The sequence below is a fragment of the Microcoleus sp. N9_A1 genome (assembly GCF_036701795.1).
Taxonomy (GTDB): Bacteria; Cyanobacteriota; Cyanobacteriia; order Cyanobacteriales; family Microcoleaceae; genus Microcoleus.
Genome location: NZ_JAUBRI010000017.1, coordinates 1 through 22,274 on the forward strand (window position 1 = coordinate 1; position 22,274 = coordinate 22,274).

At 47.6% G+C, this 22,274-nt stretch carries 15 protein-coding genes and 1 CRISPR repeat array (1 of these 16 running past the window's edge); of the genes, 2 read left to right on the plus strand and 13 right to left on the minus strand.

Features of this window, described 5'->3' with window-relative positions:
• Window positions 1–557: 557 nt before the first annotated feature.
• The 6 genes from cruF to QUA58_RS10565 all read right to left on the minus strand — a co-directional run bounded on the left by cruF (window position 558) and on the right by QUA58_RS10565 (window position 14,103).
• Window positions 558–1,499 (minus strand): gamma-carotene 1'-hydroxylase CruF, encoded by a 942-nt coding sequence (gene cruF, locus QUA58_RS10540; protein ID WP_333249876.1) that lies wholly within the window; start codon window positions 1,497–1,499, stop codon window positions 558–560.
• A 135-nt stretch (window positions 1,500–1,634) separates the two neighbouring features.
• Window positions 1,635–4,250 (minus strand): CHAT domain-containing protein, encoded by a 2,616-nt coding sequence (locus QUA58_RS10545; protein ID WP_333393971.1) that lies wholly within the window; start codon window positions 4,248–4,250, stop codon window positions 1,635–1,637.
• Between the two features lie 239 nt (window positions 4,251–4,489).
• Window positions 4,490–7,399: an S-layer family protein gene (locus QUA58_RS10550; RefSeq protein ID WP_333393972.1), complete on the minus strand. Its 2,910-nt coding sequence runs from the start codon at window positions 7,397–7,399 to the stop codon at window positions 4,490–4,492.
• 65 nt (window positions 7,400–7,464) lie between these two features.
• The gene (locus QUA58_RS10555) at window positions 7,465–10,356 is read right to left on the minus strand and encodes a two-partner secretion domain-containing protein (protein ID WP_333393974.1); all 2,892 of its coding nucleotides are present in this window, start codon (window positions 10,354–10,356) and stop codon (window positions 7,465–7,467) included.
• A gap of 65 nt (window positions 10,357–10,421) precedes the next feature.
• Complete coding sequence (locus tag QUA58_RS10560; protein WP_333393975.1) at window positions 10,422–13,379, minus strand: S-layer family protein; 2,958 nt, start codon at window positions 13,377–13,379, stop codon at window positions 10,422–10,424.
• A gap of 106 nt (window positions 13,380–13,485) precedes the next feature.
• Window positions 13,486–14,103, minus strand: coding sequence for a Uma2 family endonuclease (locus QUA58_RS10565; RefSeq protein WP_333393977.1), 618 nt, complete (start codon window positions 14,101–14,103; stop codon window positions 13,486–13,488).
• Window positions 14,104–14,341: 238 nt separating this feature from the next.
• Between QUA58_RS10565 and QUA58_RS10570 the strand changes: the two genes are divergently transcribed.
• Both QUA58_RS10570 and QUA58_RS10575 read left to right on the plus strand, forming a co-directional pair.
• Window positions 14,342–14,572: a DUF433 domain-containing protein gene (locus tag QUA58_RS10570; protein WP_333393978.1), complete on the plus strand. Its 231-nt coding sequence runs from the start codon at window positions 14,342–14,344 to the stop codon at window positions 14,570–14,572.
• 39 nt (window positions 14,573–14,611) lie between these two features.
• The gene (locus QUA58_RS10575) at window positions 14,612–14,827 is read left to right on the plus strand and encodes a hypothetical protein (protein WP_333393979.1); all 216 of its coding nucleotides are present in this window, start codon (window positions 14,612–14,614) and stop codon (window positions 14,825–14,827) included.
• 266 nt (window positions 14,828–15,093) lie between these two features.
• Here the strand turns inward: QUA58_RS10575 and QUA58_RS10580 are convergent, their stop codons facing one another.
• From QUA58_RS10580 to QUA58_RS10610, 7 genes are all read right to left on the minus strand, one after another.
• The gene (locus QUA58_RS10580) at window positions 15,094–15,228 is read right to left on the minus strand and encodes a hypothetical protein (RefSeq protein WP_333393981.1); all 135 of its coding nucleotides are present in this window, start codon (window positions 15,226–15,228) and stop codon (window positions 15,094–15,096) included.
• 23 nt (window positions 15,229–15,251) lie between these two features.
• Window positions 15,252–15,851, minus strand: a complete 600-nt coding sequence (locus QUA58_RS10585; RefSeq protein ID WP_333393984.1) for a class I SAM-dependent methyltransferase — start codon at window positions 15,849–15,851, stop codon at window positions 15,252–15,254.
• Between the two features lie 147 nt (window positions 15,852–15,998).
• Window positions 15,999–16,145: a hypothetical protein gene (locus tag QUA58_RS10590; protein ID WP_333393985.1), complete on the minus strand. Its 147-nt coding sequence runs from the start codon at window positions 16,143–16,145 to the stop codon at window positions 15,999–16,001.
• A 17-nt stretch (window positions 16,146–16,162) separates the two neighbouring features.
• A complete protein-coding gene (locus QUA58_RS10595) occupies window positions 16,163–18,247 on the minus strand; it encodes a ShlB/FhaC/HecB family hemolysin secretion/activation protein (protein WP_333393987.1) in 2,085 nt (694 codons plus the stop codon).
• Window positions 18,248–18,836: 589 nt separating this feature from the next.
• Window positions 18,837–19,844 (minus strand): protochlorophyllide reductase, encoded by a 1,008-nt coding sequence (locus QUA58_RS10600; RefSeq protein ID WP_333393989.1) that lies wholly within the window; start codon window positions 19,842–19,844, stop codon window positions 18,837–18,839.
• Between the two features lie 521 nt (window positions 19,845–20,365).
• The gene (locus QUA58_RS10605) at window positions 20,366–21,484 is read right to left on the minus strand and encodes an alkene reductase (protein ID WP_333393992.1); all 1,119 of its coding nucleotides are present in this window, start codon (window positions 21,482–21,484) and stop codon (window positions 20,366–20,368) included.
• A gap of 124 nt (window positions 21,485–21,608) precedes the next feature.
• Window positions 21,609–21,761, minus strand: coding sequence for a transposase (locus tag QUA58_RS10610; RefSeq protein ID WP_445301402.1), 153 nt, complete (start codon window positions 21,759–21,761; stop codon window positions 21,609–21,611).
• Between the two features lie 117 nt (window positions 21,762–21,878).
• A CRISPR array of direct repeats spans window positions 21,879–22,274; the repeat unit is 37 nt; unit sequence GTTTCAATCCCTAATAGGGTTTTAGTTTGATTGCGGC (it continues 8,470 nt past the right edge of the window).

Genomic DNA, 22,274 nt, shown 5'->3' on the forward strand with positions numbered 1-22,274 from the left:
GGATGGGATTTTCCATGATTTATTTTGTTTCTAACTTCTCAAACCCAGTCTAGCTGGACTTGTGTGTACACGGTAGCGGATGAGAAGGGGGACGCAAGAGTAAGTTCTTGTCCCCCCCTTAGTAGGCAGGGCTGTTTCATTATCCGTAGGGGCCGTGCCCCCGTGCCGGCCCTCTTGGTCTGACCTGCCGATCGAATCGTCTAGGTCGGGGGTAGGCACGGGGGCACTACCCCTACAAAATTCATGTTTTTGGTGAGAATGAAACAGCCCTGCCTTAGTAGGGGCGGTGCCCCCGTGCCCGCCCTTGGTTAGGGGGGATCGAGCTTAACCCAACCGTATTGGGATATGGGTTGGGAGCTTATTGACAGTTCATTTTTTTGGTAACTGATATCAATTTAAAAAATTCAATAAAATTTTGACCTCAAACATATTACAGGAATTGGGCCTGAAAAAATCGCCACTGAAAAACCCGGTTTCTTGTAGAAACCGGGTTTTTAAACTAGCTCAAAATTTAGTGTAAATTTTTGCTAAATCAGCCGGGGTTGCTCACTAGCAACTCACTTACGCAAAACGCCCACGGGCTGAGGTGGAATTTCAGCCGTGATCACAGATGTATCCAAAGACGGCATTGTTTCGGTTACGTCACCTGTTGCGGGTTTAGCGATCCAGCTTAACGCGATCGCCGGAACTACACCCAGAAGCACCGCTAGCGATGTCGGGAACCAGAACCGAGAATCCAACGAAGTTACAGTGATAATTGCTCCGAAAGCAAAGTTTACCAAATAAACAATTAAGGGCAAACCCAATTCCGATCGCTCTAATTTAATCGGTGTTTTTCTCCACAAGAAAGCTGCTACAGACATAAATAGCGCCCCCGTACCCATCCATCCAGCCAAATTGCGGTAAGGCATCCCAAAGAAAGCGCCAAGTTCCTCAAACTCCCAAAAAGGCACAGAAGTTTGACTCATCGCCGGATCTAGTACAAAATCCCAAGCTGTTAGCAGCAAAGCACCAAGGGCGATCGCCCCTATTTGGCGCACCCAGTTGAGTTCACCTTTACCAACCGCTACTCCAGCGCGAGCAATTACATAGGAAACCAGTCCCAGATAAAACCACGACAGAGGAATTGTAAACGGAACCAGCCCTGCAATTTTGTAGCCCAAACCGCTCAAATAATGGTAGTTGCCGAAAGGAAAACCCGTACTCGTTCCCAACAACTCGCTACTCAAGGACAAAAACACAGAAGGCACTAAAAAACCCAGAGTTGCACCCCAACCCAACGTCCGCAAGGCATAGAGAGCAACCGCTGCAGCACCAAAGATGATATAAACTACTCCACCCCCAGCCATCCCCCACTGGAATAGCGTTTGCCCTGCTGGTGGCAAACTCATCACCAATTCGGGACGGGGTAAAATCAGCAGCAACCCTGCCAATCCAAAAGCCATTGACAAGACGTGGGCAATTAGGCAAAAGCGCTCAGCAATCAAAAGTTGCTTCATGGGACTCCTCGAAAAAATATTAGATGCAGAAAGCACTCGTTAACAGTTTACAATCTTTAACAAAAAACCAACACGAATAGAGCATCAGTCTTTCCCAATCTAAAATCCACAATCTCAAATCCCAAATCGCCTGCCTTATTGCCAATTCCCCACTAGCACGAAAGGTGCCCAGAAATACGGATTCTGATACTCTGGGTTTTGCAACAGAGTTAATTGAGCGTTGCGGAGGGCTTCAGCTTTGCTGGTTTTAGAAGAAGCCAGTTGCTTGTAAAACTCAGTCATAAAGATAGCTGTAGATTCGTCGTTGACTTGCCAAAGGGTGGCGGCGGTGCTGCGGGCACCCGATCGAATTGCGGCCCCGGCCAAACCCAAAGCCGCCCGGTTATCGCCCGAAGCAGTTTCGCAAGCACTCAAAACCAAAAGTTCGATCGGCTGTTGTTTCTCCCCAGTGCGGGCTCGCAGCAGTCGATCGAACTCCTTAACATTCACCCGCTCGTCCCAAGTCACAATAAAAGTATCCGCCGCATTCGAGCTAAACTGACCGTGAGTTGCCAAATGGACGATCGGGTAAGACAAAGCTTTAATTCGATCGTGCAACCGCCCGCTGACAAAATCTTCATTCAGCAGCGAACTCGCCGGCATCTCGGCTGCAATTTGTTGAACTTCCTGCCTCACCCCCGGCAAAGCCGAGAAGCCTTGACGCGCTTCCGAGAGGGCAGCGGTGAGCACTTTTAACTTGACTTGGCTCAGCGGTTTCGGTGCCAGCAGTTGCAGTCCCGGCGCTAAAGCAATACTGTATTTTTCTACCAAAAACTTTTCACCGTCGTGCAGCACAGCCATCGGCAGATTTCGCAAATAACCGTCGAGCACAAATACCAGAGTTTTAATCCCGCTAGCCGTCAAATCCGCTTCCGCAGGGCGGATTAACCAGTCGTAAACCTGTTGAACCGGGGGCAACCTGTCGCGGGGAAAAGCAGAAGGCCTGATGACATTTTTGGCTTGTCTGAAGGCAGTTTCCAACTCAGCTTGAGACTTCTTCGTAGCGTAGCGGCGCAGGGGTTTGCCGGGAATTGACAAAATTACCTCCAAACGATCGCTCAAAATAATCGGATAAATCACCGCCGCTGTCGGATCAATTTCCTCGATCGACTTTGGTTTAGCATCAGCGCAAGCATCCCGAAAAAAGTTGTCCAATTCCGCCAACTGCAAAGATTCCACCGTTTGGCGCGCCAGTTTCAATTTAGCTTGACTGGGAGATTCGTCTTGCAAAAGCAGCCCGACTAATTCCCGATAAACCGGTTCGGCACTTTCCCGAAACGAAAACTGCACTTCGGGATTGACTGTCACCAAATCGCCCCGCAAAGAAGACAGTACATTCACAGCTTGAGTATATTGAGCGATCGCCCCTTCTGTATTCCCCTGAGCTTTCCGAATCCGTCCCAGTTGCCAAAATAATTGGTAAGCAATATCAGGAGATTGAAACGCTGGTGCTAAACTCAAAGCCTGAATTGTGATATTTTCCGCAGTCTGATACTGCTGTTGGATTTCCGATAGTTTGCCTTTAGCTGCCAGAATATAAGCTTGTATTCGTTTGTCGCCCAAACTGTTTGCTGGTTCGACAGAGCGATCGAGCATTGTGTCAATCTCGCTTAAACTCAAAGTTTTCGCAGGCGACTGAGCTAATTTCATCAAGCTTTGAGCTAGATTAATTTGAGCGTAAAGTCCAGCGCGGTTCGACCCAAATTGAGCGGTTTGAGGCTCGATAGAACGCCACAAAGCCTCTGCTTCAGACCAATCTTGGCGATCGACCAACAAACTCAATTGGTTTAACTTTGCTTGAATTTGTAGGAGCGATCGATCCGGGGTCGCCTGGATCGATCGACCATAATACTCTAGGGCAAAGCGTTCCCAATCAGCCCGCTGTTCTGGTGTCAAACCCGGTTTATTGCTTTTAGCCCGTACCGTATTGCCCAGATTGAGATAAATTGCAGCCTCCTCTGGCCGGGAACCTAATTTTTGGGCTGCTTCAAGTCCAGCCGAAAGCACATCCTGCGATCGTTCCAGTTGTCCCAAAACCCGCAATACCCGCCCTAAAGCATGAATTGCCCGGACTTGTTCGAGAGAAACAGGCTGATTTTTCAAAGTTTCCAAACCCGCTGCCGAAACTTCGCAAGTTGGGTTTTCCAACTTGAAAGAAGCTAAAAGAATTTTGCAAGCTCTGGGGTAAAGTCCGAGAATTTCCCAAGCCCGACTTTGATTAATTTGAACTTGAAAAAGTTGGTTTTTTCTATCAATTTGCTCGAATATTTTAGCAGCTTGCGTCCAAACCTCGATCGCATCTTGAGTCTGCCCCCGTTCGAGTTGCAACTGTCCTTGAATGTTGAGAGTTTCAGCCAAAATCCGCTGCTGTTCGGGAGTTTTTGCCTGTGTTCGCACAGCCGACAAACTTGAATTTACAGCTTTTTCTGCTTGTTCCCAAAGCCCCAACTGCCCATAGGTTGCAGCTAAATTGCTCAAAGCTGTGGCGCGATCGAGATTTTCGCCTTTTGCCTCAAACTGGGTCGCCGCTTGCTGCAACAAGGGTACGGCTTCCGAAAAACGTTCCTCTCGGTACAGAGTTCGAGCTTGTCGGACAAGCTGCACCGCTTGTGGTGGATTAATCTGAGCAACTCCCGGAGGAATCGCAACGGATAGCAGACAGGAAATCACAAATAACAGAATTACTTGCCGGAGCGATCGGGTAAACTTCATATTTAGAAAATAAAATTACAACCGCAGACACAGATACCAATTAACCCAAATACATCTTATTCTTTATCTGCGTTAATCCGCCTAAATCTGCGGTTAAACTGAGATGTTGCACCCTTCTCAATTACTTGCTTAGGAACAGGCAATATGCCTGTTCCACAAGAAAATTCATCTCTTGTGGAATGGGCATCTTGCCCGTTCTTGAGAATGGTGCAAGATGTGAGGTCAAAAAAAACCTAATTTCAACGCGGCACACAAACAGAACTCGGTCGAGGATTGCGAGAGTCAGCAGCATTACCCGGATTATATCCAACAAGCATAACTTCTCCTTTCGCATTCACCACCCAACCTTGCGCCGGAACAACTTCCCGATCGAGGATTGCCCCTTCTTCCTTCTTCCCTCGATCGGTTAAATCCTCTACATTGCTAGTTGCCGAACTTCCTGCCTCTTCCACCCACGGCAACGGCGATAGAGGGCTGCTGAGGGCATCATTAGGACTTGGAGGCACTCCTCCTTTCCCAGTAGCTGTAAACTCGCTCTCGGCCTCTTGCGTGCAGGGATTTGCCGCAATTAAAGCAGCCGAATCGACCACATTTTGTGGCAGTTCCACTAAACCTTGAGCCGGATTCACTCCAGAAGAGCTAAATGTTACAGTACCTTGCAACGCCGGGCCGCTACTTTGGGAAATCGCCGCAATATCGCTGGTAGGAATTAGAGAAGTAGGACTTACTTGCAACGCTGCAAATTGAGCATCAGTAAGTCCTAAACTACTTCTAGCTTGGTCGCGGTTAAGGCTTGTAAAGCCAAAGATATTTGGTACATTGACCGTAACTTGTCCGCCCCTAGCTGTGCGAGCATTAGCTGTAATATCACTATTCTCTCGGGGTAAAGCTACCAAAATATCGCTATTAATTCTGATATTACCGCCCTCAGAAATACCTGCATCCGTGGTGATTCTACTGCCGCGCCGTAACTGAATATCTTGCGCTTGCAGGTTAATATTTGCCCCTGTTCCCGAGACAGTCGTGCCATCAATTATGCTTTTATTATCCAGGGAAATTGAGTTAGCTACAACGTTAATATTGCCAGCCCTACCTGTTCCTGAAGATTGAACATTAACAACTGCACTATCCCGAAGAATCAATTGATTAGCATTCAAATTCAACGAGCCTGCATTTCCGCTAGCAGTGGGATTTACAGCATTAAACGCCCTACCAACCGAGGCCTCAATTCCACTCCTCAACCCACTGTTACTCCCAATACCTTGCACTTGTAAGCGATCGGCATTAATTGTAATATCTCCTGCATCTGCTATACCCAAAGAAGCCGCAGAAATAACCCCGCCATTCTGCACAGTTAGTTTAGGTGTTGAGAGGCGGATATCTCCACCCCTACCAGAACTTGCAGTTTGAGTAACAAAAGAACTTGCTACATAGCCCGCATTCCCCAAAAATCTTGACTCGCCGCTCACTTCTATAGACTCGGAGGCTCTCACACTTAAATTTCCTCCCGTCCCCCCACTTGTAGAAAACACGACTTCGCCAAAAATCGCACCAGTCGTTAAACTAATTGTGGCTCCATTAGAAACACTCAACCGCTTAGTGTCGATCGTAATATCCCCACCTTTTCCATTCCCATCAAAAGTATTCGTGCCGAGCCGAGTTTGCCCTAGACCTCCAGGAAGACTACCCGATAATTCCACCGATTCACTCGCTTTAATCGCGATATTCCCCGATGCTCCATCACTAAGGCTGAAGCTCGCAAACGCACCGCCATCGCGCAGCATTAACCGTTGCGCTTCAACAGAGATGTTTCCGCCTTGACCAGTGCTTTCGTTCGTTGTTCCGTTATAGAGCGTTGAACTCACGAGTTCGACGGTGTTGGCGCGGATAGTCAGATTTCCGCCATTCCCAGCACCAAAGGTGGGGGCACCGCCCACTACCCCATTGCTCATCAACAGCCGTCCGGCTTCAATGTTAATATCTCCGGCTGCTCCACTGCCAATAGCGCTAGTGAACAGAACGATTTGCGAAATAAAGGGGTTGCCTGTTCCAGATGTCTGAAAATTTTCTGTAAGCTGCTGATAGCCCTCAATTCCCAACCCGATCATTTCTACTGAGTCAGTAGCGCGGATGTTGATATCGCTTCCTCTCCCCTCTCCCAGTGTGGAGGCGAAAATTTGCGACCCCCCCTCTACTCGTAAGTTTTGGGAATTGATGTCAATGCCTCTACCATTTATATTTCCGAGTGTCAGTCCATAAATTCCTGAACCGTTAAGATTAATATTTCCACCTCGAATATCGACTTTTCCACCTCCTAATCCGCTGGTATTTATAAATGCACCGTTCATTTCAATATTTCCAAAGTTCTGAATATTGTCATAGTTTAAATTCAGACCTAAAGCTGTTGGTTCAAATTGCACTAAACCTGGACTGTTGACACTACCGAGAAGAATTTGTCCGGTATAAGCAGTTAGATTTCCTGCTTGCAGTTGAATGTCGCCACCAATTAATGCTAAAGTTTGACCTGGGTCTACTGCTAAACCGAGTTTTTCAAAAGCAGGAATTTCTATGGGTAGTGGGGGTAAGGCTGATGTAGGAGCCAGTGTTTGGGAAGAATTGACAATTGTACCGGGATTGTCTCTAAATTTTAAACCCACAGGAATATTGATCGCTAACAATGGCACTGAATTAGAATTAGCTGCACTAAATTCAAAGCCATTATCAAAAAGAATTCCGCTACCAGTTGAACCGATAAATGAGCCACGCAAATCTAACCGAGCATTGGGCCCGAAGACAATCCCTTTTGGGTTAATTAAAAATAAGTTACTGTTTCCCAAAACTCCCAGAGTTCCTAAAATATTAGAAGGGTTGCCACCAGTAACGCGGGTGAAGATGTTGGCAATTCCGCTGGGATTGGCAAAATATGCTCCCCGCCCTTCACGGATGTTAAATTCGCGTAAACTGTGAAATAGGTTAACGCCGCGAGTTGCACCGCCTTCTATTCTGTCCGAGGGTAAGTTATTAATCGTGTCGCCAACTGTGCGCGAACTTTCTGCGCCCAAGCTGCTGTCGGGGATGATTTGGGCGATCGCAGGGAAAGGCAACAGCAGTAAAAATGCAAAAAATAGGGCGGAAGATTGGCGGGGCATCTTTTAAGTCTGGTTAATTTAATATTAGGAAAATAACGATCGGGTAACTAAAACCTGAAGAGTACCTATTGAGGTACGCAAACACCCGTCGATTTCGGACTGCGAAGAGATGCACCACCATGTGAATTATACGCTACCAGCGTCACTTGTCCTCGATCGTCCATTACCCAACCTTGAGCGGGAATAATTTCTGTGGGTCGAATTTCGAGGGATGGTCTTTGGCCTTCTATTTGCTGACTTCCACCTACCGCTGGTTCAACCCAAGGCAACGGCGATAGAGGGCTGCTAAGAACATCATTAGGACTGAGTGGCACTCCTCCTTTCCCAGTAGCGGTAAACTCGCTCTCGGCTCCTTGGATGCAGGGATTTGCAGCAATTAACGCAGCCGGATTCACCACATTTTGTGGCAGTTCCACTAAACCTTGAGCGGGATTTACCCCAGAAGAACTAAATGTAACAGTACCTTGCAAAGCCGGGCCGCTACTTTGAGAAATCGCCGCGATGTCGCTGGTAGGAATTAAAGATGTAGGACTTACTTGCAACGCTGCAAATTCAGCATCTGTTAATCCCAAACTCGCTCGCACCTGTTCGCGAGTGACTGATGTAAACCCAAAAACATTGGGGACATTAATATTAACGCGACCACCTTGAGCCGATCGCGCATTAGCAGTAATATCGCTATTTTCTTGCGGCAGGGCGACCAGAATATCGCTTTTAATGTTGATATTGCCACCATCAGAAATACTTGCATCAGTTGTAATTCTGCTCCCTCGGCGCAACTGGACATCTCGTGCTTCGAGGTTAATATTTGCTCCGGGACCGGATGCCGTTCTACCGTCAATGCTGCTTTGGTTGTCAAGGGAAATTGAATCTGCTTTGACGTTAATGTTACCAGCCTGTCCCGAACCCAAAGCTTGCAGATTGAGTGTTCCCCCATTGCGAAGAATCAATTCCCCGACATTTAGATTCAACGAACCTCCGTTAGCCGTCGCATTAGGATCGATAAGCTCAGATGCAATCCCAACGGAAGTCTGAATTTGACTGTTAAATTCACCTTGACCCCCATTCCCAATAACTTCTACACGACCTGCATCGATCGTAATGCTTCCGGCATCTCCTTGGCCTAAAGATGCAGTGCTAATAACTCCTCCACCCCGGAGAGTCAGTACAGGTGTAGAAATGTTGATACTCCCTCCCCGATTAGCAGTATTGGCATCAGCGCAGATGAAACTGGGATTCCGACTCCCATTCGCCAAAACTCCAGAAAAACCCTCGACTGTTACTGACTCAGTGGCCCTAACTGTCAAATTACCTCCGGGCCCCCCAGTTGTATTCAACAGTTGGTTGCCCACAACTGTTCCGCTAGATAAACTAATTCCGCCTCCTTCAGAGATAATCAACCGCTTCGTGTCGATATTAATGTCCCCGGCTTGCCCATTCACACCGCTCGCAGTTGACCCAATTAAACTTGCTACGGGACTTCCAGTGGGAGTCCGCAGCACTTCTACTGATTCATTCGCTTTAATGTTGATATTCCCCGCTCCTCCTTCACCGCGGGCGAGGCTGATCAGAGCAGCACCATCGCTCACGCTTAAACGTTCTCCCTCAAAGGTGATATTTCCTCCCCTACCCGTACTCGCCAAAAGTGGACCACTGTGGATTGCAGAAGCGACCATATCTAAAACCCCGGCACGGATGGTAATATTTCCGGCGTTGCCAGCACCTAACGTGGTGGTAGTCAATGCGCTTCCATTGTCCATCAACAGTTTTCCCGTATCAATCGTGAGGTTTCCGGCGGCTCCCATGCTATTAGTGCCAGTTATCAGCACAAGTTGTGGGTCAAAAGGGTCGAAAGAGCCAGATAGCGTATACTGACCACCAAACACTCTATAGTTATCTAATCCAATTCCGAGCATTTCTACTGAGTCGGTAGCGCGAATGTCGATCGCGCCTCCGGCACCACTTCCTACTGTCATTGTGGAGATTTGCGTTCCACCTTGGGCTAGAAAATTTTGAGCGTTAATGCCGATCGCCCTGCCATCAATATTTCCCAAAGTCAGGGCATAAATTCGCCCATTATTGAGGTTGACATTTCCACCTCGAATCTCGACTTTGCCACCACCAAGTCCACTGGTATTGATCAGTGAGCCGTTGGTCATTTCAATATTACCAAAGTTGGCAATTTTGTCATAGTTTAAACTTAATCCAAATGGCGTTACCCCCAATCCAACCATCCCCGGACTAGCGACGCTACCCAGCAAAATTTGTCCGGTTGATGCAGTGAGTGTTCCCTGATTTAATTCAATATCTCCGCCCACTATGGCAAGAGTTTGTCCGGGAGCAACTGCTAAGCCCATGTTATTGAAAATCGGCGGGATTCCCGGAGGTAATTGTGGTAAATTCAAGGCTGGTGCTGCTGAATTGTTAATGATTTTACCAGAATTTTCTCGAAAATTTAAACCGATAGGTATATTGACATTTAACAGCGGTACTGATTGCGAATTGCTACTGCTAAATTGATAGCCATTATTGAAAAATACGCTATCAGCAGAACTTGCTAAAAAGGAACCACGCAAATCTAACCTCGCATTAGAACCAAAGACAATTCCTTTGGGATTAAGTAAAAATAAGTTGGCATTTCCTTGGACTCCTAACACACCTAAAATATTAGAAGGATTGCCCCCAGTAACGCGGGTAAAAATATTGGCAATCCCGTTAGGATTGGCAAAATATGCTCCTCTGCCTTCACCCACGTTAAATTCTCGTAAGCTGTGAAATAAATTTACTCCGCGAGTTGCACCGCCTTCTATTCTGTCCGATGGTAAGTTATTAATCGTATCGGGAACTGTGCGCGAACTTTCTGCACCCAAGCTATTATCGGGGATGATTTGGGCGATCGCACGGACAGGAAACAGCAGTAAGAATGCAAAAAAGAGGGCGGAAGATTGGCAGCGCATCTTTGAAGTTTTGTTAATTTAATATGAGAAAAATAGCGAGGGATTAGCTAAAACCTGAAGAGTACCTATTGAGGTACGCAAACACCGGTCGATTTCGGACTGCGAATAGATGCACCACCACCAGAATTATAGGCTAACAGCGTTACTTGTCCTCGATCGTCCATTACCCAACCTTGAGCGGGAATAATTTCTGTTGGCCGAAGTTCTATGGATGCTATGAGGCCTTCTACTTGCTGACTTGCACCTACCGCTGGTTCCACCCAATTAAACTGGCTAGAATTACTGGTGAGGGCATCGTGAGGACTCGGTGGCAATCCCCCCCGTCCAGTCACAGTAAACTCATTCTCAGCCCCTCGGATGCAGGGATTTGCAGCAATTAACGCAGCCGGATTGACCACATTTTGTGGCAGTTCCACTAAACCTTGAGCCGGATTCACTCCAACAGAACTAAATGTTACTGCCCCTTGCAAAGCCGGGCCGCCACTTTGGGAAATCGCGGCGATGTCGCTGCTGGGAAGCAGAGATGTAGGACTTACTTGCAACGCTGCAAATTCGCCGTCACTGAGCCCCAACCTGCTTCTGACTTGTTCGCGACTCGCTGCTGTAAAACCGAAGACATTGGGGACATCGATATTGACGCGGCCGCCGCCTGCTGTGCGGGCGTTGGCTGTGATGTCGCTGTTTTCTTGCGGGAGGGCGACAAGAATGTCGCTGTTGATGTTGATATTGCCGCCGTCCGAACTGCCTGCATCGGTTGTAATTTGGCTGTTGTGGCGTAATTGGATGTCTCGCGCTTGCAGGTTAATATTTGCTCCTGTACCGGATACAGTCGTACCGTCAATCCTCGCTTTGTTGTCAAGAGCGATCGAGTTTGCGACAATATTGATATTACCAGCGCGTCCTGTTCCCGTAGCCTGCACTGTCACTGTAGCTCCATCTCGGACAATTAGTCGATCGGCATTCAGATTCAACGAACCCGCATTTGCCGTCGCCTGGGGATTAGTACCAAATATTTTGCCCACCGAAGCATCAATTGTACTGACAAACAGACCGTTATTTCCGCTGCCGCTGACCTCAATGCGATCGGCATTAACAGTAATATTCCCCACATCTCCCACCCCCAAAGAACTCGTAGAAATTACCCCCCCATCCCGCACGGTTAGGCTTGGCGTATCAATGCGAATATCCCCGCCCGGACTAGAGCTCAAAGTTCCAGAACTCAGCGCACTAGCACTCTGAATTCCGCTGGTCAGAAGTTGAGAAATACCTGAAATTTCTACTGATTCAGTAGCCGTAACTGTTAAATTTCCAGCAGGCCCCCCATCCCTAGAAAACAAAAACCTGCCAATTAACACACCCGATCCTACTGTAAACGCAGAACCCCCAGAGAGAGTCAACCGCTTGGTATCGACGTTAATATTCCCCGCCCTTCCGTTTGAGCCGATACTCAGCGTGCTAATTCCGGTTGACACAACTGTTGTCGGGCCGCTGTTAGACAATTCTACTGATTCAGCAGCTTTAATGTTGATATTCCCTGACGGGCCGCTGCTGTAGCTCGTCGTACCGAGAATAGAACCATCGCGCATAATTAATCTCGCGACATCAACACTAATGCTTCCTCCCGCACCGGTACTTTCTTTAGCTGTCCCGTTGTTAATTCCAGAACCCACCATCTCAAAAGTATTGGCGCGAATGATTAAATTTCCGCCATTTCCACCGCCAAAAGCGATGCCGCTACCTACTACCCCATTGTTGAAGAGCAGGCGGCCGGTGTCGATCGTAATATCCCCCCCCGAACCAGCGCCTGCACTAGCATTAAACAGCACAAATAGTGGGTCAAACGGGTCTGTAGTTCCCGATACCAAATATTTAATTGAAAGCTGTTGATAGCCCTCAACTCCCAGCCCGATCATTTCTACTGAATCAGCAGCGCGGATGTTGATATTGCCTCCTGCACCATCTCCTAGAGTCAGGGTAGAAAATTGCGTTCCGTTTTCCACTCGCAACTTTTGGGCGCTGATCTCGATACCTCTACCATCAATATTTCCCAGTGTCAGCGCATAAATTCGCGCACCGCTGAGGGCGACATTTCCACCTTTTAACTCTACTCGGCCGCCACCAATTCCGCTGGTGTTGATGAGTGTGCCATCGGCTATTTGAATATTGCCGAAGTTCTGAATCTTGTCATAATTAACAGTTAAATTACCCTGCAAAGTAACAGCAGGATTCAGTGCGAAATTAACTAAACCGGGACTGGCTGCGCTACCGAGTAAAATTTGTCCGCTGCTGGCGGTTAAATTGCCGCCTGGGAGTTGGATATCGCCGCCAATTAAGGCTAAAGTTTGACCTGGATCTACGGCTAAACCAACTCGATCGCTAATCGGGATTGCCACAGCAGAGGCTGGCAGGTTTACCTTTCCTATAGCCGTCGATTGATTGACAATTGCACCGGGATTGTCTCTAAATCTTAAACCAACCGGAATATTAACGGTTAATAGCGGGGATGTTTGCGGGTTTGTGCTGCTAAATTCAACGCCGTTATTAAACACAATACTGTCAGCGGTTGAACCGATAAAGGAACCGCGCAAATCTAACCGCGCATTCGGCCCGAATATAATTCCTTTCGGATTAATTAAAAATAAGTTACCGTTGCCTAAAACTCCCAGAGTTCCTAAAATATTTGAAGGGTTTGGGCCCGTAACGCGGGTGAAAATATTAGCGACACCGCTGGGATTTTCAAAATAAGCTCCCCGCCCTTCTTTGATGTTGAATTCGCGCCAACTGTGAAAAAGGTTAACGCCGCGAGTTGCGCCGCCAGTGATTCTATCTGAGGGTAAGTTGTTGATAGTATCGGGAACAGTCCGCGAATTTTCCGGGCCTAGGGAATTATCGGGGATAATTTGGGCGATCGCGGAAGTGGGAAATAGCAACAGGAAAGCAAACAGTAGGGAGTAACTTATGGGCAGCCAAAATGCCCAACCCCTACTCCCCACAATAAAATCTACTCTTTGTGGAACAGGCATCTTGCCTGTTCTTGAGAAGGGTGCAAATAGTAACGAGTAATGGAAGGGAGGCATAAAAACACTCTTTCCAGGATAAAGTTTATTAGTGTAAGCTCATCTCGTTGCTCTAAAGGTTTTGAATTTGGCTGCTGAGTACAAGTTGCTCGACAGTGATTTCTAGTTCGGGAAAAGTTTTAGAGATAATGCGCTCATTACCTCTAAAACTTTGAACTAAATAACTGCCATTTTCCAAAGAGTAAACGAAAACTGTGGGAATTTTGGGATTTCCTAGATAAGCCCTAGAAGCGATCGCTAAATAGTCCACAATCCAATACTCACAAATGCCGAGCCTTTGATACTCATCTAGTTTATCCACATAGTCGTCTTCCCAGTTAGTTGAGGTAACTTCTACTGCTAATTGGATAGGTTCGGTAAGGGCTCCGTAGCCACGTACATTGCTGTTCCATACTGATGCCTTAACCACGCCAACATCAGGATTTCTGCCTTGTTCTTGTCCTGAAGCTGTTACAGTTCTCAAAACTATATCTTTGTCAACGATATAGTCAAGCCCCAAGCGATCGCTTTCTCTGTCGAAAGACTTAACAAGAAATCGTGCCACATTTTTATGAGCTCTGGTTGCTTCCACTTTGACAATCTCTCCATTTACAAGTTCGTAGATGCCCGATCCGTCGGGGTACTTTTCGAGAAAATCTGCAAATGTTAGTTTAGTTTTTGTCTGAACCATAAGACAAGCCCTCTTGTGTTAACTAGGTTAGGATTTATATCGTTTCCGGTTCCATCATAATTATATATTTGGATCGTATCAGTGCGAGCGTCCCCGCTCGCGACCGAAGTAGCGATCGAGACCGCCACTTAATAAAATTTGACCGTCAGCGCTAAAAATAACTGACAACCTTGCCAGATCCGCAGCCATAGGCTAAGATTTTGCAAAGGTCGAGAACACAATCTTACCAAGCTTTTTTATGAACTACCGCAACCACATCACGATCGAAGCAAATAAACGCGGTGGTAAGCCTTGTGTGCGCGGCTTGCGAATTACGGTTTATGAAGTGCTTGAGTACCTGGCTTCTGAGATGACCGAAGCAGAAATTCTCGATGATTTTCCCGATCTGACGCGAGAAGATTTAAAAGCCTGCATTGCTTATGCTGCTGACCGCGAGCGTCGGTTTATGACCGCGACCTTATCCCCATGAAATACTTTAGGATAGGAAGGATTAATTAGGGAAACTCAAATGGCAATTAACACTTCTTTAGAGGGACGGCTTGCAGCAGTGGAAGCAGCAATCGCCCAGTTCCAGAAGCAAATTGTGGCTTCTCAACCGACGAATTGGTTGGAACAAATTATAGGGTCTTTCAAAGATGAACCTGCCTTTGAGGAGCTACTTGCATTAGGACGAGCGATTCGCCAAGGGGATGAGTTTCTCCTCGAAACTGAAGATGAGCTATGAAATATTTACTGGATACAGATAGTATTAATCGTGCTCGTAACTCGGATGACGTAGTGAAAGGGTATACAATGATGGCGCGGCTCGTTAGTGACTTCAAAGTGTTGCCCCTTGTCTAATTTGATGCAGGTGCGGCTACAACATTTGATCGATTACAGTCACAACGGATTCAACTGGCAAAGATGGATGCTCGGATCGCGGCAATTGCAATGTTTTGCGGGTTGATTTTGTTAACCCGCAATCATAGAGATTTTGGTAAAGTAACAGGGTTATCGATCGAAGATTGGACAGTTTAAAGCGTCAGTAGAAATAGTCGTCAATCCCGTTGCCTCTCGAATATTGATGCCTTCATACATCGATCGCCCATCAATGTTTTGATACAGTGTCCTGTCGCGCTCTCCCACAGTTTTATTGTGCGAATGATAGATTAGGTCTTTTGGGCAATGATATAAACATGATTTTCAGGATACTGGTCATATTCTAGATGACGGCAGGTGCAATGATGCTCCGCCAGAATTCGCAGGAAAGTATCTACTCCCAAAGTGCTGTACTCAAAGTCCTGACCCTGAAATGCCCCCGAAATCTCGCTGCTTGTATGTCCGCCGCCACAGGTGAACAGGAGGATTCCATCGGGTTCAAGCGCATCGCATAGCTTTTTCATCATAGGCGCTTGCTTGTTAAGTGGCAGATGAAAAGTGCTGTCCCACGCTGCAATCAGGCTGTAAAGTTTCGGCGGCTGCCAATCACAAATGTCTGCCCGGTAAAACGTGATTTCTGGATGTAGGCGCTGGGCTAAATCGATCATTTCCCTAGAAATATCAAGTCCTTCAGGCTGAAATCCATGCTTGAATAAGCTGTTAATAAAACGCCCGCTACTTCCACACCCGACATCAAGTGCTGCGTGCTGCTTGGAACTAAATTCGATCGCCCGTTCTAATTGGGCAATCCCGTAGGTTGAATCTTGATGTTTAGCTTGCCACCATTGGGCTATTCGGTCGTATCGGGCAGATGTATCATTTGGCTCCATAAAGTGACCCCATAGGTGTCGATCGAAATTTTCAAGACCATTATAATTTTCCCCCACACCACACGCAAGCTACACCAACGATCCTAACGCTTTCAGTGTCGTTTTTTGAGCATTCGTCAATCCCGTTGCACCTTGAATATTCATGCCTTAATACAGCCGATCGCCCATCAACATCCTAATACAACATCCGGTTGCGAAATCCCACAGCTTAATCGTGCGATCGATACCGCCACTTAATAAAATTTGACCGTCAGCGCTAAAGATGAAAGTGTTGGGCGAAGCGTTCGATCGCACTCAACCCAACCTACAATTTAAAACGGAAAATAATTGATTCTAAAGTAGATGCCTTTTTCCTGTAAAGTTCGATCGCCCGATCGAGCATTAATCAAAGGAATACCGTAGTCGAGACGCACATTCAACCGATCGCCCATCTGCCAAACTAGGCCCAAACCCGCACCCAGCAGTTTATCCGACTCAGGATTCGCCTTTTCCTCCGACTGGTTCCACCCTAGCCCAAAATCGATAAACGGAGCGACTTGCAACAATCCTTGGACTTCCGGGACACGCCAAACCGGGATTCGCACTTCAGCCGATGCGATCGCACCGCTATCAGTTAACAGCAAATCTTGGCGGTATCCGCGCACACTTTGAACGCCGCCGATCCCGATTTGTTCGAGAGAAAGCAGGGGGCGATCGGCTAATTGAATGTCTGAACGCACTATCAGCAAGGTTTCCGGCGCTAACAGCCGCACGTACTGCGCTTGTCCGCGCCACGCCAGAAAGCGGCTGTCAGGGCCGCTATCGTTCGCAGTCGCGCCGAACAGATTAGTACCGACGGAGAATTGCGATCGCGCCGCAAACACTTGGCTGGAACTCCGCTGCACGTATTCTTGAAAAAACCGCACAGCCGAAACCCGCGTTTCGCCGCGATCGTTTGCTCCCGCCGAAAGCGCAAATCGTTCGCCTGACAGGAATGTATCGCTTTCTTGCCGCGAAAAACTCAGTCCCAAAGCCAAAGTGCGATCGGGCTTTTCGACAATCGGCTGGCGGTAAGTTAATTCGTAAGTCCGCGATTTCCCCTCAATTTCAGCAGCATCAAACGGTTCCTCAATGATATTGGTGCTAGCAGCACTCGCAGCGAACCCAATCGTGCCGTTGCGCGCGTTGACGGGGACTGTGTAGCTGCCGTTGAATTCGTTGCTGCCGTCGGTGTTAGCATAAGATACCTCTAATCCGTCGCCCAAACCGAGCAAATTTGCTTGATTTATGCGAACACCGCGCCGAAAACTGCCGACGCTGGGCGATCGATTGTTGTCTGCAAACACTTCAGCGCTAAAGTTGTCTGCTTCTTTGACGCGCACTTCTAAGCGGCTGTTTTCCGGGCGGCTTCCGGCTTGCAATTCGGCGGAAATATTAGCAATTAAGGGGTCTAGTTGCAGCAGTTGCAAGGCTTCCAGCAACCGATCTCGGTTGAGGGGGCGTCTGGTAGCGCGTTCTAGGCGCGATCGCACGTAATTTGAATTTAAGCGCCTGTTTCCAGTAATCACAATTTCATCTAATCCGCCTTCTACAATCCGAATTTTCACCACACCTCCTTCTCTCGGAAAGGTTTGGTTAGCGGGAATTACAGCCCCGGAATTGATGTATCCTGCTGCTACATATTTTTGAGTGACGGCTGCTTCGGCTGCGATCAGTTCGGCAAAGGTGATTTCGCGGCCGGCAAACTGTTGCGTAACTTCTGCGAGTTCGCGATCGCTAAAAGCCGTGTTGCCCTCAAATTCAAAGCCAGCGACCTTAATTGTACCCAGAATGCCTGGTCTAATTTCGCTTTCAACGGGTGTTGGTTGGGTGGGTTGGAGGGGAGACGGCGCAGGGAGTTCTGGTGGCTCAGGAGCTGGTGATTCGGGTTCTCGCGGCAAAATTGGGTTCGGCAGTTGGCTTAGTTGTAAAGGTCGATCGATACCCAAATCGGTTTTTTTTGGGTCAATTTTTTCTTCTAGTTTTTGATCTGAGTTAAAAATCTCGGTTTCTTGAGTTTTTGTGCTGAATGTGCGATCCTCTCCGAGGGCTTCGCTAACGGCTGAATTTGCCGCTTCCGACTCTAAGTCGGCAGTTTCTGCAGGTGCGGATAAGGGTAGAGTTGTCGCCAAAGCCGATCGTTCTGATTCAGCGGGTAACTGCGTTTCCTCGTCTTTTACAGGCAAGTCTTCGCGTTTGTCAAAAGTGGTATCGTTGGGGGCTAAAGCTCGATCGGCTCCGCTGCTGACTGCTGCCAAATCCTCAACATTTGAGGTCAAAATTTCAACGTTGCTCGCGGATGTTTTCGCTGGTTTTCCCAGCCAAACTAACCCAAAAATTCCTGCGAGTAAAAATAGTTTTTGCGATCGACAAGCCATAGGATATAATTATTATTTCGCTTATGTGGGGGAAAATATTTTCAGGAAGTGAGCACCCTCAAGTAAAAATCAATCTTAACAGCACAAAAGGGAACAGCCGTCGCAGCCCACTGTTTCGGCGACGCTACAAACCAAAAGGTCGATCGACGGCTGTTCATTTCCCAAGACTTACGCACCAACCGGGTTCTTATCCGAAAAAATATCGTGTAAGTCGATCGTAAACCGTAAAAAAAACCCGGTATTTTGGGTTGCAAAACCTACGCTTTCATGCTAGTGCCGCGACCAGAATAGCCCTGCACGCCAGGGTAAACCAGAAACCGGGTTGTGTCCGAAAAGACTCGCTACAACTGAGCTCTGGCACCATTCTCAATAATCTTTTTATGAACAGGCATCTTGCCTGTTCTTAATAGTGCAAGATGTGAGTTACAACCTGCAGAGCCACTCAAAAACCCGGTTTCTTTGATTTTGGTGCATCATACCAAATCCGACTTTAATACCCCCTTGATTATTGAGTCCGCGTCTACCCACATCCTGTGCGTAGACGCCATTTCAACCGCCAAGCCTGATCAAGGGGATTTGTAACTTTGAATTATGCAGAGCGGCCCGCACCAGCCGCAGCACCCATTTGAGCCCCGTCAGTCAATCCCACCAACTTAGCACTCAACTCCCACATTCGCTCGCCTTTTTCATCATCGCGGGCCTGGGGAGAAACCTTTTGCACAAAAGACTTACCATCTTTTTTCTGGCGGTTCCCCCAACTCCAATAAGCCCCAGATTGCTTGTATTCTGGATCAGCAACCACCATCGCCAGCCTTTCGCCCGACAACTCCTGCGAAACATAACCCCCGGTGATATTCTTCTGAAACAGCGGGAACAGCTTCTGAAACAAAGGATAGTGATTGCGGAAGAGCGGCGTATCCGCAACGCATCCCGGATACAGCGAAGTGAAAGTAATCCCCGTGGATTCGTGAAAGCGGCGGTGCAATTCCCGCATAGTCAACACGTTGCAAACTTTGCTATCTTTGTAAGCCTTGACCGGTTCAAACTTCTTGCCATCAACCATCGAAATCGGGTCTTTGAAACCCGCTTCAAAACCCTCAAACTTGCCCAAATCCGGGCGCGGCGGAATCTTCCCGCCCAACTCGTCTGGATTGTGAGTCACAGTTCCCAAAATCACGATTCTCGCATCGTTATAGTAGGAAGGCTTCATATTTTCCATCATCAGGTTGCACAGCAGGAAATGACCCAGGTGATTGGTAGTCATCGTCAACTCATAACCCTCCGGGCTCCGCAGCGGTTCCTTAATCAAAGGCATATAAATGGCCGCGTTGCACACCAAAGCGTCCAGAGGCCTGCCGCTGGCTTTAAATGCCCGAGCAAACCGGCGCACGCTCTCCAAATCGCCCAAGTCAATCTCCATGATGGAGAAACTGCCTTCAGGTATACCCAACTCTCGGGCGGCGTCTCCGGCTTTCCGCACGTCCCGACAGGCCATGACTACGTGCCATCCTTTGTCTGCGAGAGCTTTCGCGCCGTACAAACCGACGCCGGAGGAAGCGCCGGTAATGATAACCGTTGATTTGTGATTTTGTGCCATCTTGTTAAAAGCGCTTCCGCTATTGATTTTTTTCAGGCACTCAAACGCTGAGCTAGCAGCTTGGATGTTTTGAAGTACCCTATGGTTATTAGGATATGGGGAAACGTTCTCGATCTCAACCGGGATGCTCTCACTTTTGCGGCCAAGCTAGAAATTGGAGGCAGGAGACGGGAGGCAGGGGGCAGGAGGCAGGAGACGGGAGGCAGGAGCCAGAAGAAGTGTTTTTACAAATAATAAATACTCGTTTTCAACGGGCGATGAAAATTAAATATGAGTCCAACTTCGATTCTTATGTGGAGAAATTAACCATACATCTTTTAGGGGGCGGGTTGACAATTATCTATGATGCACATACTCGGTATTTATATCAAATCCGTTAGCATCGGAATAGTAAATTCGAGTTGACTGTTGACGGTTGACTGTTCACGGCGTCAACCGTCAACAGTCAACAGTCAACAGTCAACATCATTCCGGTGTTACCGGAAATGATATTATTGATCAACCCGCCCCAACCAACTCAACTAAGAAATAGCTGCCGGTTCCTGATAGGTAGGGAAATCGATATAACCTTCAGGGCCAAAAGAATACCAGACGCCCATTTCAGCAGGCGGATTGAGCGGCCAACCATTAGTAAAACGCTCTACCAAGTCAGGATTGCTGATAAAATTCCGACCAAAAGCAATTAAATCCGCAACTTTGCTGCTCAGGGCAGTTTCAGCCTGCTCTTGAGTATATCCGCAGTTGCCAACGAGCGGCCCTGTAAACACATCGCGAAACTCACCTATCATCATCGGCGTTCCCAATTCATGAAAGCCAAATGCTAGACCGTCCACCAAGTGAAGGTAAGCTAAATCATAGGCATTTAACTGCCGCGCGAAATACAGAAAATCTTCTCGATAAGTGGGAGAACCCATATCATTGTAAACACCATTGGGAGAAAGTCTAACTCCCACTCTGTTTGCCGGAAATACTGTGATAATCGCCTCGACAATTTCCTTAAGAAAACGGTAACGGTTTTCAACTGTGCCGCCATAGGAATCATTGCGGTGATTGGTTTTGGTTTGCAGGAATGTGTCAATGAGATAGCCGTTTGCCGCGTGAATTTCTACACCATCAAAACCTGCCATTTTTGCCCGTTGGGCCGCCTTGCGATAATCTTCTACAACCAGGGAGATTTCATCGGTTTCTAGAGCGCGGGGGGTTTCGTAGGGTTGTTTGCCTAGAGGGGTATGAATGCCTTCTCCGTTTATTTTGATAGCAGATGCTGCAACTGGCAATTGATTGTTTTGATGAAAACTGCTGTGGGAAGCTCGTCCGCAGTGCCAAAGCTGCATGAAAATCGGTGTTTCGTGGGCATGAACCGCAGTCACAATTTGTTTCCAAGCTTCGCCTTGTTCGTCTGAATAAATACCGGGGGTATTGAGCCAACCATTAGCTTGAGTAGAAACCACTGTGGCTTCTGTAATGATTAAACCAGCGGAGGCTCGCTGAGTGTAATACTCTGCCATCAAGGCGTTGGGCATCCGCGCTTCACCGGCTCTGGCTCTCGTCAGGGGTGCCATGACTACTCGGTTTTTTAAGGATAAATCTCCGATTTTGAAGGTGCCCAGTAGGAGTGGAGAAGTTGTTTGAGTGGTCATAATTTGGGTATTTTTTCAACTGAATAATCTGGGAAATCACATATAGCAACGGCCCGTGTTAGGATGCAAGGCGCCAGACATCCAAGGGTCGCCAAAATGTAAGCAATCAAACTCATCAAGCTGTTTACGAATTTGACTTTTTAGCCAAGACTCTTCTTTGTTCAATTTTGTTAAACTCTGGAGAGTATGGGGGTAAATATAATAGTCTACACCATGTTGTTTGAATCAATTCCTGAATCCGACCACTTTTATCAAATGTGAGATTATCCATCACCACTACCTGTGCTGTGACAAGTGTTGGAAGTAAACTTGTTTCCGGCGAAGAAGGAGTCAGGAGTCAGGAGAAGAATACGCTCTTTCCTCCTGTCTCCTCCTCTGGTGAATACTTCCGAAAGTTTCAATCCCTGATAGGGTTTTAGGTTGATTGCAATCGGGAAGATGATCGTCTTCTGACGTATAAACATCAGTTTCAATCCCTGATAGGGGTTTAGCTTTATTGCGGCTTGATACTGCTACGCCGATCGCACCCGCTCAGCCTGAGTTTCAATCCCTAATAGGGTTTTAGTTTGATTGCGGCTTGACGCCCTGGGCGATCGCTACTCCAAGCAGTTGTGCGTTTCAATCCCTAATAGGGTTTTAGTTTGATTGCGGCTCTAGAAAAGGAGTGCAAGCGCGTTATCTGCCAGAGTTTCAATCCCTAATAGGGTTTTAGTTTGATTGCGGCTTTCAGATCGGGCATGAAGAACCCATGAGAGCACAAGTTTCAATCCCTAATAGGGTTTTAGTTTGA

What these genes read in the sequence shown, in the direction of transcription:
- cruF (WP_333249876.1), bottom strand. Translation starts at nt 1,499, where the DNA reads ATGAAGCAACTTTTGATTGCTGAGCGCTTTTGCCTAATTGCCCACGTC.
- QUA58_RS10545 (WP_333393971.1), bottom strand. Translation starts at nt 4,250, where the DNA reads ATGAAGTTTACCCGATCGCTCCGGCAAGTAATTCTGTTATTTGTGATT.
- QUA58_RS10550 (WP_333393972.1), bottom strand. Translation starts at nt 7,399, where the DNA reads ATGCCCCGCCAATCTTCCGCCCTATTTTTTGCATTTTTACTGCTGTTG.
- QUA58_RS10555 (WP_333393974.1), bottom strand. Translation starts at nt 10,356, where the DNA reads ATGCGCTGCCAATCTTCCGCCCTCTTTTTTGCATTCTTACTGCTGTTT.
- QUA58_RS10560 (WP_333393975.1), bottom strand. Translation starts at nt 13,379, where the DNA reads ATGCCTGTTCCACAAAGAGTAGATTTTATTGTGGGGAGTAGGGGTTGG.
- QUA58_RS10565 (WP_333393977.1), bottom strand. Translation starts at nt 14,103, where the DNA reads ATGGTTCAGACAAAAACTAAACTAACATTTGCAGATTTTCTCGAAAAG.
- QUA58_RS10570 (WP_333393978.1), top strand. Translation starts at nt 14,342, where the DNA reads ATGAACTACCGCAACCACATCACGATCGAAGCAAATAAACGCGGTGGT.
- QUA58_RS10575 (WP_333393979.1), top strand. Translation starts at nt 14,612, where the DNA reads ATGGCAATTAACACTTCTTTAGAGGGACGGCTTGCAGCAGTGGAAGCA.
- QUA58_RS10585 (WP_333393984.1), bottom strand. Translation starts at nt 15,851, where the DNA reads ATGGAGCCAAATGATACATCTGCCCGATACGACCGAATAGCCCAATGG.
- QUA58_RS10595 (WP_333393987.1), bottom strand. Translation starts at nt 18,247, where the DNA reads ATGGCTTGTCGATCGCAAAAACTATTTTTACTCGCAGGAATTTTTGGG.
- QUA58_RS10600 (WP_333393989.1), bottom strand. Translation starts at nt 19,844, where the DNA reads ATGGCACAAAATCACAAATCAACGGTTATCATTACCGGCGCTTCCTCC.
- QUA58_RS10605 (WP_333393992.1), bottom strand. Translation starts at nt 21,484, where the DNA reads ATGACCACTCAAACAACTTCTCCACTCCTACTGGGCACCTTCAAAATC.